Source organism: Bacillus sp. JZ39 (assembly GCF_053903145.1).
In genome coordinates this window covers 3217400-3237111 of sequence record NZ_CP096389.1, presented here as the reverse complement: position 1 = coordinate 3237111, position 19712 = coordinate 3217400, and the positions used below count along the sequence as shown (strand labels likewise).

17 protein-coding genes and 1 other RNA gene are annotated in these 19712 nt (G+C 45.2%); 16 read left to right on the top strand and 2 right to left on the bottom strand.

The window, feature by feature from the left end:
- Nucleotides 1-32 precede the first annotated feature (32 nt).
- The 7 genes from ssrA (at nucleotide 33) to azoRB (ending at nucleotide 5661) form a co-directional block, all read left to right on the top strand.
- Nucleotides 33-395, top strand: a transfer-messenger RNA (tmRNA) gene (gene ssrA, locus M1D65_RS16650).
- 182 nt (nucleotides 396-577) lie between these two features.
- Nucleotides 578-1372 carry an SDR family NAD(P)-dependent oxidoreductase gene (locus M1D65_RS16645; protein WP_003228388.1) on the top strand — a complete coding sequence of 265 codons (795 nt, stop codon included), beginning with the start codon at nucleotides 578-580 and terminating at the stop codon, nucleotides 1370-1372.
- A 110-nt stretch (nucleotides 1373-1482) separates the two neighbouring features.
- Nucleotides 1483-2055: a TetR/AcrR family transcriptional regulator gene (locus tag M1D65_RS16640; RefSeq protein WP_032722523.1), complete on the top strand. Its 573-nt coding sequence runs from the start codon at nucleotides 1483-1485 to the stop codon at nucleotides 2053-2055.
- Nucleotides 2052-2411, top strand: coding sequence for a DMT family transporter (locus M1D65_RS16635; RefSeq protein ID WP_003228392.1), 360 nt, complete (start codon nucleotides 2052-2054; stop codon nucleotides 2409-2411). Before M1D65_RS16640 ends, M1D65_RS16635 begins: the two co-directional genes overlap by 4 nt.
- Nucleotides 2408-2809 carry a YvaD family protein gene (locus M1D65_RS16630; RefSeq protein ID WP_003242541.1) on the top strand — a complete coding sequence of 134 codons (402 nt, stop codon included), beginning with the start codon at nucleotides 2408-2410 and terminating at the stop codon, nucleotides 2807-2809. The genes M1D65_RS16635 and M1D65_RS16630 overlap by 4 nt, the downstream gene beginning before the upstream one ends.
- 162 nt (nucleotides 2810-2971) lie before the next feature.
- Entirely contained in the window at nucleotides 2972-4867 is a 1896-nt protein-coding gene (locus tag M1D65_RS16625) for an FUSC family protein (protein ID WP_032726853.1), read from the top strand.
- A 158-nt stretch (nucleotides 4868-5025) separates the two neighbouring features.
- Nucleotides 5026-5661 (top strand): FMN-dependent NADH-azoreductase AzoRB, encoded by a 636-nt coding sequence (gene azoRB, locus M1D65_RS16620; RefSeq protein ID WP_003228400.1) that lies wholly within the window; start codon nucleotides 5026-5028, stop codon nucleotides 5659-5661.
- A gap of 36 nt (nucleotides 5662-5697) precedes the next feature.
- Here the strand turns inward: azoRB and iolW are convergent, their stop codons facing one another.
- Nucleotides 5698-6774 carry a scyllo-inositol 2-dehydrogenase gene (gene iolW, locus M1D65_RS16615; RefSeq protein WP_032726852.1) on the bottom strand — a complete coding sequence of 359 codons (1077 nt, stop codon included), beginning with the start codon at nucleotides 6772-6774 and terminating at the stop codon, nucleotides 5698-5700.
- Between the two features lie 127 nt (nucleotides 6775-6901).
- Here iolW and csoR point away from each other — a divergent pair, with 127 nt between their 5' ends.
- The 7 genes from csoR to M1D65_RS16580 all read left to right on the top strand — a co-directional run bounded on the left by csoR (nucleotide 6902) and on the right by M1D65_RS16580 (nucleotide 14262).
- A complete protein-coding gene (csoR, locus tag M1D65_RS16610; protein WP_003228404.1) occupies nucleotides 6902-7207 on the top strand; it encodes a copper-sensing transcriptional repressor CsoR in 306 nt (101 codons plus the stop codon).
- A gap of 75 nt (nucleotides 7208-7282) precedes the next feature.
- Nucleotides 7283-7492 (top strand): copper chaperone CopZ, encoded by a 210-nt coding sequence (copZ, locus tag M1D65_RS16605; protein ID WP_003228406.1) that lies wholly within the window; start codon nucleotides 7283-7285, stop codon nucleotides 7490-7492.
- An 83-nt stretch (nucleotides 7493-7575) separates the two neighbouring features.
- Nucleotides 7576-9987: a copper-exporting P-type ATPase CopA gene (copA, locus tag M1D65_RS16600; protein ID WP_456270871.1), complete on the top strand. Its 2412-nt coding sequence runs from the start codon at nucleotides 7576-7578 to the stop codon at nucleotides 9985-9987.
- 160 nt (nucleotides 9988-10147) lie between these two features.
- Nucleotides 10148-12256 carry a heavy metal translocating P-type ATPase gene (locus M1D65_RS16595; protein ID WP_446014657.1) on the top strand — a complete coding sequence of 703 codons (2109 nt, stop codon included), beginning with the start codon at nucleotides 10148-10150 and terminating at the stop codon, nucleotides 12254-12256.
- A 119-nt stretch (nucleotides 12257-12375) separates the two neighbouring features.
- A complete protein-coding gene (bdbD, locus tag M1D65_RS16590) occupies nucleotides 12376-13044 on the top strand; it encodes a disulfide bond formation protein BdbD (protein WP_003228414.1) in 669 nt (222 codons plus the stop codon).
- Nucleotides 13045-13048: 4 nt separating this feature from the next.
- On the top strand, nucleotides 13049-13465 hold the full coding sequence (locus M1D65_RS16585) for a disulfide oxidoreductase (protein ID WP_003228417.1): 417 nt from the start codon (nucleotides 13049-13051) through the stop codon (nucleotides 13463-13465).
- A 185-nt stretch (nucleotides 13466-13650) separates the two neighbouring features.
- Nucleotides 13651-14262, top strand: a complete 612-nt coding sequence (locus M1D65_RS16580) for a trimeric intracellular cation channel family protein (RefSeq protein WP_003228419.1) — start codon at nucleotides 13651-13653, stop codon at nucleotides 14260-14262.
- Between the two features lie 109 nt (nucleotides 14263-14371).
- Here the strand turns inward: M1D65_RS16580 and M1D65_RS16575 are convergent, their stop codons facing one another.
- Complete coding sequence (locus M1D65_RS16575; protein ID WP_014477979.1) at nucleotides 14372-14806, bottom strand: hypothetical protein; 435 nt, start codon at nucleotides 14804-14806, stop codon at nucleotides 14372-14374.
- Between the two features lie 577 nt (nucleotides 14807-15383).
- Between M1D65_RS16575 and helD the strand changes: the two genes are divergently transcribed.
- Together helD and M1D65_RS16565 are read left to right on the top strand one after the other, a co-directional pair.
- On the top strand, nucleotides 15384-17708 hold the full coding sequence (gene helD / locus M1D65_RS16570) for a DNA helicase IV (protein WP_446014658.1): 2325 nt from the start codon (nucleotides 15384-15386) through the stop codon (nucleotides 17706-17708).
- Between the two features lie 170 nt (nucleotides 17709-17878).
- A complete protein-coding gene (locus M1D65_RS16565; protein WP_064671595.1) occupies nucleotides 17879-19696 on the top strand; it encodes an assimilatory sulfite reductase (NADPH) flavoprotein subunit in 1818 nt (605 codons plus the stop codon).
- Nucleotides 19697-19712 lie beyond the last annotated feature (16 nt).

The following is a 19712-nucleotide window of genomic DNA, read 5'->3' as shown; positions in this document are numbered from 1 at the left end:
TGATATTTTCTCCCGTATTTCCCTTATACCAAGGGGACGTTACGGATTCGACAGGGATGGATCGAGCTTGAGCTGCGAGCCGAGAGGCGATCTCGTAAACACGCACTTAAATATAACTGGCAAAACTAACAGTTTTAACCAAAACGTAGCATTAGCTGCCTAATAAGCGCAGCGAGCTCTTCCTGACATTGCCTATGTGTCTGTGAAGAGCACATCCAAGTAGGCTACGCTTGCGTTCCTGTCTGAGAACGTAAGAAGAGATGAACAGACTAGCTCTCGGAAGGCCCGCCCGCAGGCAAGAAGATGAGTGAAACCATAAATATGCAGGCTACGCTCGTAGACGCTTAAGTAATCGATGTTTCTGGACGTGGGTTCGACTCCCACCGTCTCCATACATACTGACAATAAAGCAGAACCTCTTAAGAGGTTCTGCTTTATTTTTTCTCCAAACCACAGGCACCAAAAAGTGCGTACTTCCATTTCGATCCCAGCTGTTTCATACTGATTGCAGAGCAGATGTTTCACCAATCAGATTTCTGTCAATAAATAAGAGGAATCAAAAACGGAGGGATGAATAATGAAGCTGAATTTACAAGGAAAAACCGCACTGGTGACCGGTTCGACATCAGGGATCGGAAAAGCTATTGCCTCTTCGTTAGCTGAAGAAGGTGCGGCAGTGATCATTAACGGACGCCGGGAAGAGAAAGTGAATCAGACGATAGATGAACTGAAAACACAACATGCTGAAGCGGTTCTTTATCCGGCCGCATTTGATTTGGGAACTGAAGAAGGCTGCAATGAGCTGTTTCAGGCATATCCAGAGGTTGATATTTTGGTCAACAATTTAGGGATTTTTGAACCGGCGGAGTACTTTGATATTCCCGACGATGAATGGTTTCGTTTTTTTGAAGTGAATATTATGAGCGGTGTAAGGCTGACACGCAGGTATTTGCATAACATGATAGAGAAAAAAGAAGGGCGTGTGATTTTCATTGCCAGTGAAGCGGCGATTATGCCGTCACAGGAAATGGCCCATTACAGTGCGACAAAAACGATGCAACTGTCCATTTCCCGCAGTTTGGCGGAGCTGGCAACCGGCACGAATGTCACAGTCAACACCGTCATGCCGGGCTCTACCTTAACAGAGGGTGTGGAAACCATGCTGAACTCGCTGTATCCTGGTGAAAACCTGACTGTTCAAGAAGCTGAGGCACGTTTTATGAAAGAAAACCGGCCGACATCTATTATTCAAAGACTGATCCGTCCGGAAGAAATCGCCCACTTCGTTACATTTTTAAGCAGCCCGCTTTCCTCTGCGATCAATGGCGCGGCACTTCGGGCAGACGGCGGTTTGGTCCGCAGTGTCTTTTAAACCTCTCCCAACAGGAGAGGTTTTTTTATGTATTGTTGATTTCCATAAATTTCTGCCGTATAATATTGGTACCGAAATAGTTTTCTTGGTACCGAAAGCGGGGGATTAATATGGATAAAAGAATTCTGGCGGAAACTTTCCGGCTGATCAAGCAAAAAGGATTTTCATTTACGATGAATGATTTGGCTGCAGCGCTGGGAACGAGCAAACGGACGCTCTATGCATATTATTCATCTAAAGATCAGCTTGTTGAGGCGGTTGTCGAACAATTTTTAGCCGAAATGAAGCAAATGGAAAGAGACATCTATGAAAATGAAAGTTTAAATGTGCTTGAAAAGGTGAAAAAAATGCTGATCAGCCTTCCGCAGGGGATGGAACTGCTGAACATGGGATTATTAAATGAACTAAAGAAATACCATTACGATGCGTGGCTTACATTAGACACGTTTATTAAGGCAGAATGGGCCATTGTCCTAGAATTATTAAACGAGTGCAAACAGCAAAAGAGAATCAGAAACATCAATCCGGACCTGTTTATTCACATGTATATAGGGAGCATCAATCAAGTGTATGACCCTGAATATCCACTGAAACATCAGTTCACGACAGGAGAGGTTCTTGAATCAATTGTAGATGTTTTGTTTAACGGTATAACAGCTGATGAGGAGGCTGATGCCACGTGAATTGGGTGTTTCTATGCTTGGCGATTTTGTTTGAGGTTGCGGGAACGGTCAGCATGAAGCTATCGTCTGGTTTTACAAAGCTTATTCCCAGTTTGCTGTTGATTTTCTTTTATGGAGGGAGTCTTTTCTTTCTGACGCTTACGCTTAAATCCATTGATGTATCAGTTGCTTATGCTGTATGGTCAGGGATGGGAATTGTCCTGATTACAGTCGTTGGTTTTTTGTTTTTTCAAGAACATGTTAGTGTCATGAAAGTCATTTCAATTGGATTGATTATTGCCGGTGTTGTGTCTTTAAACCTGATCGAGCATGCTGCGGTGTCTGAGCCGGTACATAAAAGCGGGCAGTACAAATGAGATATATGAAGCTGTTTTTTCTCGTGACTGATATCGGTTTTATCTTGTACTGGTTGTCAGCCGGGTTTTCGCTCATACCGGAAAGCTGGGCTTTTAAACATCATGACCATCCGTTTATGATCGCTTGGAACTGGTCTTTTTTTCCGCTGGATATCCTGATTTCTGTCACAGGGTTGTACAGCTTGTACCTACAGCGGGTGAATCGTGCTGACTGGAAGCTGATGGCGCTGATTTCTCTTGTGCTGACCTGTTGTTCAGGTCTGCAGGCGCTATCATTCTGGACATTCAGCAGTGACTTTGATCTTGTGTGGTGGCTGTTTAATGGGTATCTATTGATTTATCCTTTATTTTTTATTCACCTGCTCTTGAAGGAAGGCAGAAGGACAAAACAGTCCTGACAGGTGCCGCTTTTATAATAAACTGATGTAATGAAGCAGAGACGGTATAAGTCTCTGTTTTTTTATCGGGCGCACCAATTGAGAAGCTAACCGCGTTTTTGGGCATACTAAAGCGAAGAAACGGGAAAAGTTCTACACATTCATTGAAAAGGATTTTGTCAAATGAACAAAACTGCTGCGAACAATCAAAGAATCATGCCTATCGTGAAGGATGCCTTTCGCATTCATGCAAATCCATTTCCTTGGAAAAAGGCTATCGGATCAGGTTTCGCTTCAGGGTTTCCTGTGCTGGTCGGTGCATTGGCAGGTCACACGGATTACGGATTAATTGCAAGTATCGGAGGCTTTGTTTATTTATATGCGGGCGGTGAAGCGTACAAAAAGCGCGCCATGAAGCTGCTCTTGGTTTCCTTTGGGATCGCCCTCTCATTTGGTTTAGGGACGCTTTTGTCCGGGACGCTTTGGATGATGTCGGCTGTTTTGGGGCTGATCGGTGCAGCGGCGATGTTTATTTTTAGCGCGCTCGGCATTCAAGGCCCTGCGCCAATGTTTTTTGTCCTTGCCTTTTTAGTCAGTTCCGGGCTGCCGGCCGATCCTTCACAAGCGCTGTTCAGAGCGGGACTGACGTTTCTCGGAGGCATTTTCGCCATGGGTATCGCTTTAATCGGCTGGTTATGGAACAAACATGGACCGGAGGAAGCGGTGCTGCAAAAAACATATCATCAGCTGGCTGCATGTCTTTCAGCCGTCGGAACGCCAGGTTTTCATAATGCACAGCATCAGACGGTGCTCATGCTTAGAACAGCTCGCCAAACGGTTCTTGGGAAAGGGAATAAACGGAAAAAATCGCGGCATGATGAACGATTTTTTCGCCTCCTTGAGAAAGCTGACGACATATTTATTGCCATTATTCATTTTTCAGCTGAAACGCCGGACAGAGAGACCGCGCAGATTGAAAAGGCACTTCGCCAAACCGGAGATATGCTTGCACATGCACGGGTTTCCTGTACGTATCAGATTAATGAGAACGAATATGAGCCTAGGCGGAAGCTGTTTGAAGAAATCAATGAGGTTTTGCATATCGCTTCAGGACGTTTTGATAAGCAGCTTGACGGGGAACCAAGCCGCCTGCCATCCTCTTTTTACTTTTTGAGAAATGCCTTTGACTGGAAGTCTCCGGTTTTGATTAGAGCGTTAAAGTACGGAATTGTTCTGTTTGCCGCCGATATGTTTGCCCTCGCATTCGGCTTTGCACGCTCCTATTGGATTCCGCTTTCGGCAGCAGCGGTCATGCTTGGCACTACTGTTGTTTTTACGCTTCACAGGGCTATTCAGCGTTCGGCCGGAACGGTGATCGGTGTTATGCTGGCAGGCGCAATCCTGTTTTTTAAGCCGGGCGGTGTTTATATTGCGTTATGTATTGCAGCGCTGCAATGTCTTCTTGAGATGCTGATTGTCCGCAATTATGCGCTGGCTGTTCCCTTTTTAACAGCAAACGCGCTTGTTATCACAGAAAGTATGCATGGCGGCGCGGGAGCCGGTTATTTTATGATAGCGAGGCTGACGGACGTAGCTGTCGGCAGCGTGATCGGGCTATTGGGAACAATGCTTTTGTGGCGGCGGTTTTCAACGAAGCGGCTGCCTGAACTGATGAGGAACGTCATCCGGTTGGAAGGGCAGTTTATGGAGAAACTGTTAACCGGGCAGAATGCCGACGAACACAAGTTAAGGGTGAGCCTTGTCAGGCTTCGGGATGCGTATGACAAGGCGCTTGGCGAGTTTCCTCATGCGAATGCGGATGCGCTCTGGCCTGCCATTTCCGGTGCTCAGCACTTAGGGTACTATTTGCTCTCGGCCCAAGCTCACCGCCGTCCGCCTGCTCCGTTTTCTGATGAAGAGATCAACCAGCTGCGGGCGTTTTTTGAACAGGCTCAGCAATCCTTTATCATGAAAAGGATGCCTGCGGATATTCAAGTGCCGCATGTTCCTCATTATCCTCGAATCAGTAAAGAATTGTCCGCGCTGTATTCAGGCTTGAGAACAGCTTTTGAAAAGTAAGCTGTTTGGAAAGTTAAATAATCTTTAATTCGAGATGTTTTACTTGAAAGTAAATTTCTTTGTCTCTATAATAAAGTCTAAGAGAGACAGAATAATCATTATGCATCTGTATGATAATAATTGGTGTGTGATTTTTAAAAACGAAAGGGCTGGTAAAAATGGCAAAAGTATTATATATCACTGCTCATCCGCATGACGAAGCAACTTCGTACAGTATGGCAACAGGTAAAGCATTTATCGAATCTTACAAAGAAGCAAATCCAAATGATGAAGTTGTACATATCGATTTGTACAAAGAAAACATCCCGCACATTGACGCAGATGTATTCAGCGGATGGGGAAAGCTTCAGTCAGGTACAGGCTTTGAAGAGCTTTCTGAAAGCGAAAAAGCGAAAGTAGGCCGTTTGGGAGAGCTTAGCGATCAATTTGCATCAGCTGATAAGTACGTATTTGTTACACCTTTATGGAACTTCTCATTCCCGCCAGTGATGAAAGCGTATCTTGATTCTGTTGCCGTTGCAGGAAAGTCATTCAAATACACAGAACAAGGTCCTGTCGGCTTGTTGACTGATAAAAAAGCAATTCATATCCAAGCTCGCGGCGGCTACTATTCAGAAGGCCCTGCGGCTGAGATGGAAATGGGACACCGCTACATCGGCATCATGATGAACTTCTTCGGCGTACCATCATTCGAAGGCATTTTCGTAGAGGGACATAATGCGGAGCCTGATAAAGCACAGCAAATCAAAGAAGACGCGATTGCGCGTGCGAAAGAAGCAGGAAAAACATTCTAATGAAAAAGCCTCCCCTTATTTGGGGAGGCTTTTGTTTTAGTGCTCCAGCATAATGGTTCGTTTCTCTTTACTGCTTTTCATCGCGGCTTCAATGATGCGGATGACATTAATACCTTCCTCAGCAGTGACTGGCAGCGCAGCACCTTCCCGTATGCTTTCCGCTATTTTGCGGTAATAAGTAAGGTAGGAGCCATTTACTGATGGGATCGTTTCTGTTTTTTTGTCGGAGCCACGAATGGTTGTAAGCTGTCCGTAAAACTCCGGATCATCTGCACCCCAGTTGTCATCCTCTGGTTTTCTTCCCGCTCTGAGTGCGTCTTCCTGTCCGTCAATTCCGTATTTGATAAAGCTGGAATCTTTTCCATGGATTTGATAACGAGGTCCGTTTGCCGGAACGATTGATCCTCCGTATAGAATGGCTTGAAGCTTGCCATAGTCCAGGGTTAAATGAAAATAGTCAACCGTTTCGGCATTTTCCCGCTGGGCCATCACGTTTGCAGTCACGGCTTTAGGCATCCCAAACAAATGCAGGGTTTGGTCTATGATGTGGGAGCCGAGATCATACAGCGTACCAGTGGCAATGCCTTCTTTTTCCCGCCACCGCGCTTGAACTTCAGGTCTGTAGCGGTCATAGGAAACTTGATATGTATTGATGTCTTCAAGAGATCCCTCAGAGATCAGCTTTTTAATCGTTAAAAAGTCGTTATCCCAGCGTCGGTTATGATATACGCTTAATAATACGCCTTTTTCATCGGCAGCCCTTTTTAATGTTTCCCCCTCTTCGGCCGTTGCTGTCATTGGTTTTTCCATCACAACATGTTTTCCGGCCTGTATGCATGCCATAGCATGCTCGTAATGAAGGGCGCTCGGGGTGGTGACAATGACAAGCTCAATGGCAGGGTCATTTGTGATTTCCTCAAGCTCATGTACAACCTCAGCATCTGGAAAGTCCCGTTTCACTTCTTCTGTCCGAGATGTCATGATTTTACTGATTTGATATTCATCCAGAACATCCAGCAGCGGCCCGTGAAAAACAGAACCGGACAATCCGTATCCTAATATTCCAACCTTGATCGTATCCACTTTTCTTCTCCCCTTTAAAAGCGTTATCAACAGAAGTATATACCCTCCTGATCAAATGGTAAAACCTAACTGATTCATTTTTTGCGTCGGCATGCTTAGACAACCGTTTGGACAATCAGTATAATGGGAATTAATATCATTAAACAGAGGTGTACGCATGGAAAAGCATAACGAACATAAAACATTAAACCATAAAAGCTCGAAAGAAAAAGATCAGATTACAAACCGGCTTAAGCGGATTGAGGGTCAAGTCCGAGGCATTCAAAACATGGTGGAAAACGACAGATATTGTGTAGATATTCTTGTGCAAATTTCAGCTGTTCAGGCGGCAATGAAAAATGTGGCGCTTCATTTGCTTGAGGATCATGCCCATCATTGTGTAGCAGATGCCATCAAAAGCGGAGACGGGGAACAGGCCATTTCTGAGCTTTTGGACGTATTTAAAAAGTTCACAAAATCATAAAGCGTTTTTTTATTGTAATACCCTACGGGGGTATGGTAGGATGAAAATAGAAAGAATAAACAGGAGGAATTGATTATGGAACAAAAAACATTGCAAGTTGAAGGAATGTCTTGTCAGCACTGCGTCAAAGCAGTAGAAACAAGCGTAGGAGAACTGGACGGCGTCAGTGCCGTTCATGTCAATCTGGAAGCGGGTAAAGTCGATGTTTCGTTTGATGCTGACAAAGTATCAGTCAAAGATATTGCGGATGCGATAGAAGATCAGGGCTATGACGTAGCTGAGTGATTCAAGGTATCGCGCCTTTAGGGAGGCGCGATATTTCTTTCATTTTTATATACCCCCCAGGTGTATATAAAGGAGTGAGTATGTTGAGTGAACAAAAGGAAATCGCGATGCAGGTCTCTGGTATGACCTGTGCGGCATGTGCTGCCAGAATTGAAAAAGGCCTGAAGCGGATGCCCGGTGTCACGGATGCAAATGTTAATCTGGCAACGGAAACATCAAATGTAATCTACGATCCTGCTGAAACAGGGACTGCAGCGATTCAAGAAAAAATAGAAAAGCTGGGCTATCACGTTGTTACAGAAAAAGCTGAATTCGATATTGAAGGCATGACCTGTGCGGCTTGCGCCAATCGGATTGAAAAACGGCTTAACAAAATAGAAGGCGTCGCAAATGCACCAGTAAACTTCGCTTTAGAAACAGTTACGGTCGAATACAATCCAAAAGAAGCGTCTGTCGGCGATTTGAAAGAAGCGGTAGATAAGCTTGGATATAAGCTAAAGTTGAAGGGGGAACAGGACAGTGAGGCTGCTGCTGCTAAAAAGAAAGAAGAACGGAAGCAAACAGCGAGACTGATTTTTTCAGCTGTCCTGTCATTTCCATTGCTTTGGGCGATGGTGAGCCATTTTACATTTACATCATTCATTTGGGTACCCGATATATTTCTCAATCCGTGGATGCAATTTGCGCTGGCGACACCAGTCCAATTTCTGATCGGCTGGCCGTTTTATGTGGGTGCGTATAAGGCGCTCAGAAATAAAAGCGCCAATATGGATGTATTGGTCGCCCTCGGTACGACGGCTGCTTACGCTTATAGCCTTTATCTTACTTTTCAAAGCCTTGGCTCTCACGGGCATACAGATGGCCTTTACTATGAAACAAGCGCGATTTTGCTGACGCTGATTTTATTAGGCAAGTTGTTTGAAACAAAAGCTAAAGGCCGTTCCTCGGATGCGATTAAAAAGCTGATGAAGCTTCAAGCGAAAACAGCGACTGTTGTAAGAGACGGACAGGAGCAAATCATCCCGATCGACGAAGTGCTTGTTAATGACATTGTTTACGTCAAACCTGGCGAACGAATTCCTGTCGACGGAGAAGTGGTTGAAGGCGGTTCAGCGGTTGACGAATCGATGATTACAGGAGAAAGTCTTCCTGTTGACAAAAATCCTGGTGACAGCGTGACAGGTTCAACCGTTAACGCAAACGGTTTCCTGAAAATTAAAGCTGTCAACGTCGGAAAGGATACTGCGCTTTCTCATATCATCAAAATTGTTGAGGAAGCACAAGGGTCAAAAGCGCCGATCCAGCGTCTCGCTGACCAGATTTCAGGCATTTTTGTGCCCATTGTATTGGGGATAGCCGTTCTCACTTTTCTCATTTGGTACCTTTGGGCGGCTCCTGGCGATTTTGCTGAAGCGATCAGCAAGTTCATTGCGGTTCTTGTCATTGCCTGTCCTTGCGCCCTCGGTCTTGCCACTCCGACAAGCATAATGGCTGGATCTGGACGCGCTGCTGAATTCGGGATTTTATTTAAAGGCGGCGAGCATTTAGAAAAAACACATCGTCTCGATACCATTGTTCTTGATAAAACCGGAACCGTGACAAACGGGAAGCCGCGTCTGACGGATGCCATTCCATTCGGCCGTTTTGAAGAAAAAGATTTGCTTCAATTTGCAGCGGCAGCCGAAACGGGATCAGAGCATCCGCTTGGCGAAGCGATTATTGCTGGCGTGAAAGATAAAGGGCTTGAGATACCGAAGCTTACCCGCTTTGAAGCAAAAGTCGGCGCAGGCATTTTGGCTGAAGCCGGAGGAAAAAGCATTCTCGTCGGCACAAGAAAATTAATGGAGAGCGAACAGGTTGAGCATGGTGCTCTTCTCGCCCAAATGGAAGAGCTAGAGGCCGAAGGGAAAACAGTTATGCTTGTATCCATTGATGGAGAAGCAACGGGGCTAGTAGCGGTTGCAGATACGATTAAGGATACGTCACGGAAGGCTGTTGCCCGTCTGAAAGAGTTGGGACTTGATGTCATCATGATGACAGGAGACAATCGCAGAACCGCAGAAGCCATCGCGAAGGAAGCGGGAATTACGAATATCATTGCGGAAGTCCTTCCTGAACAAAAGGCAGCAGAAATTGCCCGCTTGCAAAAAGAAGGCCGCCAGACAGCAATGGTAGGCGACGGAATTAACGATGCGCCGGCGCTTGCCACAGCTGACATCGGCATGGCGATTGGAACTGGCACGGACATTGCCATGGAAACAGCAGACATTACACTGATTCGCGGCGATCTGAACAGTATTGCCGACGCAATCCGCATGAGCAGATTGACAATGAAAAACATTAAACAAAATTTATTCTGGGCGCTTGGCTATAACAGCCTCGGCATCCCAATCGCAGCACTTGGATTTTTAGCACCGTGGATAGCAGGAGCAGCAATGGCATTCAGCTCCGTTTCCGTTGTTCTGAATGCTCTTCGTCTGCAAAAAGTAAAATGAAAAACCGGCTATATGCCGGTTTTTGTTTTTCATTGACACTTTCTTGGAAAACAACATATAATAGGTGTAACTTATATATGAGTATATGCTCATATATATTAAAATGAATGCAATACTCATTGATACGCTTTGAAAAGGGAACCCTAAATCGGAAGGTAAGGTGAGACTAGTGAAACAGGAATACGTTCTGGACGGTTTGGATTGCAGCAATTGTGCCCAAAAAATCGAAAATGGAGTCAAAGGCATAAAAGGCATTGACGGATGCGCGGTAAATTTTGCGGCAAGCACCTTAACTGTCTCAGCCGATGGGAAAGAAGAGCAATGGGTCACGAATAAAGTAGAGAAAAAAGTGAAATCAATTGATCCGCATGTAACGGTTCGCCAAAAGCATATAAAGAAATCAGCTGATGATGGCTATCGTAATCGAATGGTCAATATGCTGATCAGAATGGCGGCGGCTGTCATTCTCGGCGCAGCGGCATATTTGGTTCATTCGGGAACCATTGAACTTTTCCTTTTCCTCGCTGCTTATTTGATCATCGGCGGTGACATTATGATCCGCGCAGTCAAAAACATCATCCGCGGTCAGGTGTTTGATGAGCATTTCTTAATGGCTCTTGCTACAATCGGCGCCTTTCTGATTCAGCAATACCCTGAGGGCGTCGCCGTTATGTTGTTTTATCAAATCGGTGAGCTTTTTCAAGGTGCCGCGGTCAGCCGTTCCAGAAAATCAATTAGTGCGTTAATGGACATACGGCCTGATTACGCCAATCTCAAAACAAAGAACGGCATCGAACAGGTTTCCCCGGAGGACGTTCAGACAGGAGACATCATTGTGGTTAATCCGGGAGAAAGCATACCCCTGGACGGTAAGGTCGTGCAAGGGTCAGCGATGGTTGATACATCTGCTTTAACAGGTGAGTCCGTTCCGAGAAAAGCTGCGGTAGGACAAGATGTAATGTCAGGCTTTATCAATCAAAACGGCGTTCTGCATATTGAAGTCACAAAGAGCTATCAAGAATCAGCAGTATCAAAAATATTAGACTTGGTTCAGAATGCGAGCAGCCGTAAAGCCCGGACAGAAAACTTTATCACGAAGTTTGCCAAGTATTATACACCTGCTGTTGTGATCATCGCGGTATTGCTGGCCTTTGTTCCGCCGCTTGTTCTTTCTGGCGCCGCGCTTTCCGATTGGGTGTACCGCGCGCTTATCTTTTTAGTGATTTCTTGTCCTTGTGCGCTTGTTGTCTCCATTCCGCTCGGTTTCTTCGGCGGAATCGGAGCGGCCTCAAAGGCCGGAGTGCTTGTAAAGGGAAGCAATTATTTAGAAGCTTTGAATCAAGTCAAATACGCGGTGTTTGATAAAACGGGAACACTAACAAAAGGAAGCTTTGAAGTGACAGAAATCAAACCCGCGGAAGGTTTTACAAAGGATAGATTACTTGAAGCGGCGGCATACGCTGAGCTTCATTCACAGCATCCGATTGCTGAATCTGTGCGTAAAGCTTACGGGAAAATGCTTTCCTCCGATGAGATTGAGTCATACGAAGAAATCTCCGGTCACGGCATTTTTGCAAAGGTAAATGGAACTGAGATCCTTGCTGGGAATAAAAAGCTCATGGAAAGAGAACAAATTGAGGATGTCCCGGATGAAAATGCTGGAACAATCGTACACGTTGCTGTTGATCAAAGCTATGTCGGAGCAATCATCATAGCGGATGAAGTAAAGGAAGACGCAGCACAGGCGGTTGCTGATCTGAAGTCGCTTGGGATCAAACAGACAGCTATGCTGACGGGTGATTCGAAACAAACGGGAGAAGCCGTCGGAAAACAGCTTGGGATTGGTGAGGTATATGCAGAGCTGCTGCCGCAAGATAAAGTCGCGCAGGTCGAAGCATTAGAAGCTAAGCTTTTGCCTAGTGAAAAACTCATTTTTGTCGGTGACGGCATCAATGATACGCCGGTGCTTGCACGCGCAGATATAGGGGTTGCGATGGGAGGCCTTGGCTCAGACGCCGCGGTAGAAGCCGCAGACATCGTGCTGATGACAGATCAGCCGTCAAAAATAGCAGAAGCGATTCGGATTGCGAAACGGACACGGCGAATCGTGTGGCAAAACATCGGCTTTGCTTTAGGTGTGAAAGCGATCTTTCTCATTCTTGGTGCATTTGGAATTGCGACCATGTGGGAAGCGGTTTTCTCAGATGTCGGCGTTACACTGCTTGCTGTGGCGAACGCCATGCGCGTCATGCGTCTCAAAAACAAATAAATTGTCGGAGAGAATTCATTTTTTCGGGGTTTTCTTATCAGCGCTTGTCTTGTTAAAATAAAGAAGTGGGTCAATTGCGATCCGCTTCTTTTTTAATTTTAAAACGATGAGGTGTCGGAGTGAAAAAGAAACAGCAGTCTTCTGCGAAATTCGCGGTCATCCTTACGGTTGTGGTTGTTGTATTGCTAGCAGCCATTGTCATCATTAATAACAAAACGGAACAAGGTAATGATGCGGTGTCCGGGCAGCCGTCTATCAAAGGGCAGCCTGTGCTTGGCAAGGACGATGCACCGGTAACTGTAGTAGAATTCGGAGATTACAAATGTCCGTCTTGCAAGGTGTTTAACAGTGACATCTTTCCAAAAATACAAAAAGACTTTATTGATAAGGGCGATGTGAAATTTTCTTTCGTGAACGTCATGTTCCATGGAAAAGGTTCAAGGTTAGCGGCTCTTGCATCTGAAGAAGTATGGAAGGAAGACCCTGACTCTTTTTGGGATTTCCATGAAAAGCTGTTCGAAAAACAGCCGGATACGGAACAGGAATGGGTAACCCCAGGCCTCCTTGGTGATCTTGCAAAAAGCACCACAAAGATAAAACCTGAGACGCTCAAGGAAAATCTTGATAAGGAAACATTCGCTTCTCAAGTGGAAAAGGATTCTGACCTTAATCAAAAAATGAACATACAGGCAACACCGACGATTTACGTCAATGATAAAGTGATCAAAAATTTTGCGGATTATGATGAAATCAAAGAGACAATAGAAAAAGAGCTGAAAGGGAAGTAACGATATGAAAAATAGAATCGTATTTTTATATGCTTCCTGGGTTGTGGCTCTTATCGCTATGCTGGGCAGCCTGTATTTCAGTGAAATCAGAAAGTTTATTCCATGTGAACTGTGCTGGTACCAGCGTATCCTCATGTATCCGCTCGTCCTGATTTTAGGCATCGCCACCTTTCAAGGGGACACACGAGTGAAAAAATATGTGCTCCCGATGGCGATTATAGGGGCATTCATTTCGATCATGCATTACTTAGAGCAAAAAGTGCCCGGCTTTAGCGGCATTAAGCCATGTGTCAGCGGCGTGCCGTGCTCGGGCCAATATATTAACTGGTTTGGTTTTATTACGATTCCATTCTTGGCCCTGATTGCTTTTATCCTGATTATCATTTTTATGTGCCTGCTGAAAGGCGAAAAATCTGAATAACAAAAAAAGCGCCCGCGTATGCCGGGCGCTTTTTTAATTTCGCAAACTCATGCCATTCATCAATGCGGCATTCCCTCTAAATTTATCTTTTTTTCTCATAAAAATGTTATTGATTTTACGCTTGAGCGATTATAAAATCTAGAGGTCGTCAGAAAATTTAACAAACATAAAAGGGAGTCATCAGAATGGCTTGGGAGCTGCTCAGTGTGATTGGCATCATTGCGTTTGCAGTCAGCGGCGCAATTGTTGCGATGGAAGAGGAATATGATATTTTAGGAGTTTATATATTAGGGATTGTCACCGCTTTTGGAGGAGGAGCGATCCGCAATTTGCTGATCGGAGTTCCGGTGTCAGCGCTATGGGAGCAGGGAGCGTACTTTCAAATCGCGCTTTTATCTATTACAATTGTGTTTCTGTTTCCGAAGCTGCTGCTGAAGCATTGGAATAAGTGGGGCAATTTATCAGATGCGATCGGCCTCGCTGCCTTTGCTATCCAAGGCGCACTGTATGCTGTCAAAATGGGCCATCCGCTTAGTGCCGTGATCGTGGCTGCGGTGCTGACGGGAAGCGGGGGCGGAATCATCCGCGACCTTCTTGCCGGGCGCAAACCGCTTGTGCTGAAGGCAGAAATTTATGCAGTCTGGGCGGCTCTCGGCGGTTTAATCGTCGGCTTGGGCTGGCTGGGGAACTCGTTCGGCTTGTACGTTCTGTTTTTCGTGCTCGTTGTTTGCCGGGTTTGTTCCTATATGTTTAATTGGAAGCTGCCAAACCGTTCTTTTCGCTTAGATAGTCAGTAAAATAAAAGAAACCTCTCCGTCATGGAGAGGTTTCTTTTATGGTAGCCTGCCGGGATCAAATAAAAAGTCCTTTTCGAATGCTGACCGCGCAGAGCAAAGCTATTGAAAATTAATAGGTAGCCCAAAAGGTATAGCTGATGGTTTTTTTAGTTCCTGTGTTAGTGAATTTGAATCTGTATTTTGTTTTGTAGCTTTTAGAAGCTTGTTTGTAACTTAAATTTGTAGAGCCTTTTTTCGTTGCATAAAAAGTTTTAACATTTTTCCAGCCTTTATTTGTCTTTTGTTGCAGAGTTGCTGTAATTTTCCCGCTGCCTGATCCGTTTGCTGTCATGTTGGCCCAAGTTCCTCGTCCTGGATAATAAATCTGAAATGTTGGCGAGTAAGTATAGTTTTTAAATGAGCCCGAATGGTAATGAGTACTCCATATTTGACCTTTTTTAACCCAATCTTTAGCTTCCGCTTTGTTGTTTACTAGGTCAATTGCCGTAAAACTTGTTACGGCTACGACGAATGCCAGCAACATCATAGATAGCTTTTTCTTCACTGAGTATTTCCTCCTAACTAATTCTGGTTCTTTCTTCATGTTCTTATCATAAACCGAGAGAAATAATGTAACATCGTCCTATTCTCCCAAATGAAAAACTTCAATTTGTTGAAATATGTCGAAATTGGATGAAAAATGACTATTTTACTGCGACTATAGATACGATAGCAAGGATGTAGTTGCTTTATGGAAGATGACAATAACAGCCAGTTTAGTCATTCTTCACGTTAGATGAACAGACAAACACGGTAAAGCTCTGCGGTGTTTTTAAAATGAAAAAGAAATATTATATCGAAGATTGAATGGAATAAGGAATCGATACTGATGAAAGAGAAGATTCGCAACCTAAGAAAAGCACCTCCAACAGTGATCAATGTGAAATCATAAGAGAAAAAACCGATTTCGAGTTGAAATCGGTTTTTTCTGCATATAAATAACCCAAACCTTGATTGGTATTGGGTGAATGTGCTAAGATAAATTGTATTTGCCAGTTTCGTCATACAATCGATATATGTATCCAATTATATTTTACAGTATTTCATCTATGTTTGTCAACTATTTTCTGGAGGTGCCGTTCATGAATCAGCAGGATAAGGAATGGAAGGAAGAGCAGTCGAGAATAGATGAGGTGCTGCAGGAGCTCGAAAAAAAAGAGCGGTTTCTGGAAACGTCTGCGGGCGGGTTGAAGCATGATATCATCGGATTAAGAAAAAGCTTTTGGGAGGATGTTAAGGTTAATTTTGATGATGCCCATGAAGCGATTGAAACGATGGCAAGCATTAAGCAGCAGGCAGAGCTGCTGTCTGATCGGGAACACAATCATCGGTGCATGGATCAGCAGCTCAAACGAATTCATCAATTAAAAAAATCGCCTTATTTCGGCCGGATTGATTTTATTGAAAACGGCGAGGAGCAGGCAGAGCGAATTTATATCGGTTTAGCTTCCTGTTTGGATGAGAAGGAGGAACACTTTCTGATTTATGACTGGAGGGCGCCGATATCAAGTTTGTACTACAATTATTCCCCAGGTAAAGCGGAGTACGAGGTGCCCGGTGAAACGATAGAAGGGGAAATGGTGCTGAAACGCCAGTTTATGATCAAAAACGGCACTCTCAAGGCGATGTTTAATACCGATATGACGATTGGTGATGAAATGCTGCAAGAGGTATTAAGCCATCACTCCGATACCCAAATGAAAAACATCGTGTCTACGATTCAGAAAGAACAAAATCAGATTATCCGTAATGAAAAAAGCAAGATCCTGATCGTGCAGGGAGCGGCTGGCAGCGGGAAAACATCGGCTGCGCTTCAGCGTGTCGCTTATTTGTTATACAGGCACCGTGGCGTCATTGATGCCGGACAAATCGTTTTGTTTTCTCCCAACTTCTTATTTAACAGCTATGTCTCCTCTGTTTTGCCGGAGTTAGGAGAAGAGAATATGGAGCAGGCGACGTTTCAGGAATATATCGAGCATCGTCTTGGCCGCAGGTTCAAATGTGAAAGCCCCTTTGATCAGCTCGAATATTGCCTGACCGAAACAAAGGGAGGCGATTTTCCAACAAGGCTTGCGGGAATCACATGGAAGGCGGGTTTATCCTTTCAGCAATTCATTAATGAATACGTCACACGGCTTTCCTCTGACGGGATGATTTTTAAAAATATTATATTCCGCGGACAAAAGCTGATCACAAAGGAGCAAATTCAATCCTATTTTTACTCATTGGATCAAAATCACTCCATTCCGAATCGGATGGAGCAAACCGCGAAGTGGCTGCTGAGTGAGCTTAACAAGCTTGAGAAAAAGGAACGGCGAAAGGATTGGGTTGTTCATGAAGCTGAGCTGCTTGACAAAGAGGACTACCTGGACGTGTACAAAAAACTGCAGGAAAGGAAACGGTTCAGCGAGAGTACGTTTAACGATTATCAAAGAGAGCAGCAGCTGCTTGCCGCCATCATTGTGAAAAAAGCTTTCAAACCGCTCAAACAGGCAGTCAGGCTCCTTGCATTTCTTGATGTTACACAACTTTATTTGCAATTGTTTTCTGGCTGGGGAGGAAAATTTCAGCATGAGAAGATGGCCGCGATAGCTGAGCTGACCCGTTCGGCATTTTCGGATAATAAATTGCTCTATGAGGACGCGGCACCGTTTCTTTATATGCAGGATCTGATTGAGGGCAGAAAGAAAAATACGAAGATCAAACATCTATTTATTGACGAAGCCCAGGACTATTCACCGTTTCAGATGGCTTACATGAGAAGTATTTTTCCGGCTGCCAGCATGACAGTGCTCGGTGATATCAATCAGTCCATCTACGCGCATACCATACATGGGGATCAGCGTATGGATGCGTGCTTTGAGGATGAGCCTGCTGAGTATGTTCGTTTAAAGAGAACATACAGATCAACAAGGCAGATTGTCGAATTTACCAAAGCGATGCTTCAAGATGGAGCGGATATTGAGCCGTTTAATAGAAGCGGGGAAATGCCGCTCGTTGTCAAAACTGAAGGACATGAGAGCCTTTGCCAAAAGCTCGCGCAAGAAATTGGCCGGCTCAAGAAAAAAGGGCACGAAACAATAGCCGTCATCTGCAAGACAGCGCAGCAATGCATACAGGCACACGCCCACATGAGTGAATATACAGATGTTCGCCTGATTCATAAGGAAAATCAACCATTTCAAAAGGGTGTTTGCGTGATTCCGGTGTATTTAGCGAAGGGAATTGAATTTGACGCAGTGCTTGTCTATGATGCATCTGAAGAACACTATCATACAGAGCACGACCGCAGGCTTTTATATACTGCGTGCACCCGTGCGATGCACATGCTGGCGGTATTTTATACAGGTGAAGCCAGTCCGTTTGCAACCGCTGTGCCGCCTCACTTATATCAGATGGCTGAATGAAGAGAAGGGAGTCCTTCTCTTTTTTCTATTTACATGAAGCATAGCCGTTTTATCATTAGGATTCTTAATAGTTATCATCATGTAAATATATTTTACTTAAGCCTAGTATTCCGGTAAAGTTCAATTAGATGCAATTTTCGATCAGTTTATAACTTTGTGAGGTGGATACGTTGCAACTTCAGGTAATGAACAGTCCGTTTAATCAGGAGCAGGCAGAGCTCCTTAACCGCCTTCTGCCGACCTTGACCGAATCCCAGAAAATCTGGCTGAGCGGATATTTATCCGCTCAATCTGTTTCCGCCCAAGAAGCTGCGGGTGCGCCGGCGGCAGCTGTGTCTGCGGAAGCACCGGCACCGGCCGTTTCAAAAGAAGTGACCGTTCTTTATGGTTCACAGACGGGAAACGCACAGGGGCTTGCAGAAAATGCCGGCAAGCAGCTTGAACAGAGCGGTTTTCAAGTGACCGTCTCATCCATGAGCGATTTTAAGCCGAATCAGCTGAAGAAGGTAACCAATCTTTTAATCGTCGTCAGTACGCATGGAGAAGGCGAGCCGCCTGATAACGCGCTGTCGTTTCACGAATTTCTGCACGGAAGACGGGCGCCTAAGCTTGAAGACCTGCGCTTTTCCGTTTTGGCGCTTGGTGACAGTTCGTACGAGTTTTTCTGCCAGACAGGGAAAGAATTTGATCAGCGCTTAGAAGAACTCGGCGGAAAACGGATTTCTCCGCGCGTTGATTGCGATCTTGACTATGATGAACCGGCAGCCGAATGGCTTGAGGGTGTATTGAAGGGATTAAATGAAGCTGGGGTCGGAAGCGCCGCGCCTGCGCCGGCGGCTGCGTCACAAACCGGTGAGTCTTCGTATTCCAGAACAAACCCGTTTCGGGCTGAAGTGTTAGAAAATTTAAATTTAAACGGCAGAGGATCAAATAAAGAAACACGCCATGTGGAGCTGTCTCTTGAAGGATCTGGCCTGACTTACGAGCCTGGTGACAGCCTCGGCGTCTATCCGGAAAACGATCCGGAACTTGTCGAGCTGCTCCTAAAGGAAATGAATTGGGACCCGGAAGAAATTGTGACGCTTAATAAGCAAGGTGATGTCCGTCCGCTGAAAGAAGCGCTGATTTATCACTATGAGATTACCGTTCTCACAAAACCGCTTCTTGAACAGGCAGCCCAGCTGACAGGGAACGATGAGCTTAGAGAGCTTTTAGCCCCGGGAAATGAGGAGAATGTAAAAGCCTATATTGAAGGGCGCGATTTGCTTGATCTCGTCCGTGACTATGGCCCATTTAGTGTATCTGCGCAGGAGTTTGTCTCTATTTTGCGAAAAATGCCTGCCCGCCTTTATTCGATTGCAAGCAGTTTATCCGCAAATCCGGATGAAGTGCATTTAACAATCGGCGCAGTCCGCTACGATGCGCACGGCCGTGAACGAAAAGGCGTCTGCTCGATTTTGTGCGCGGAACGTCTGCAGCCGGGTGACACACTGCCGGTTTATGTACAGCACAATCAAAACTTTAAGCTTCCGAAAGACCCTGAAACACCGATTATCATGGTGGGCCCTGGGACAGGCGTCGCACCTTTCCGTTCCTTTATGCAGGAGCGTGAGGAGACGGGAGCGGAAGGAAAGGCATGGATGTTCTTTGGCGATCAGCACTTTGTCACGGATTTCCTTTACCAGACAGAGTGGCAGAATTGGCTCAAAGACGGTGTGCTGACAAAAATGGATGTGGCGTTCTCACGTGATACGGAAGAAAAAGTATATGTGCAGCACCGCATGCTTGAACATAGCGCAGAATTGTTTGAATGGCTTCAAGAAGGAGCGGCTGTTTATATTTGCGGAGATGAAAAGCATATGGCGCATGACGTCCATCACACATTACTTGAAATTATCGAAAAAGAAGGCAATATGAGCCGCGAAGAAGCGGAGGCTTATCTTGCCGATATGCAGCAGCAAAAACGCTATCAGCGTGATGTATATTGATTTGACTTGAAAGGAG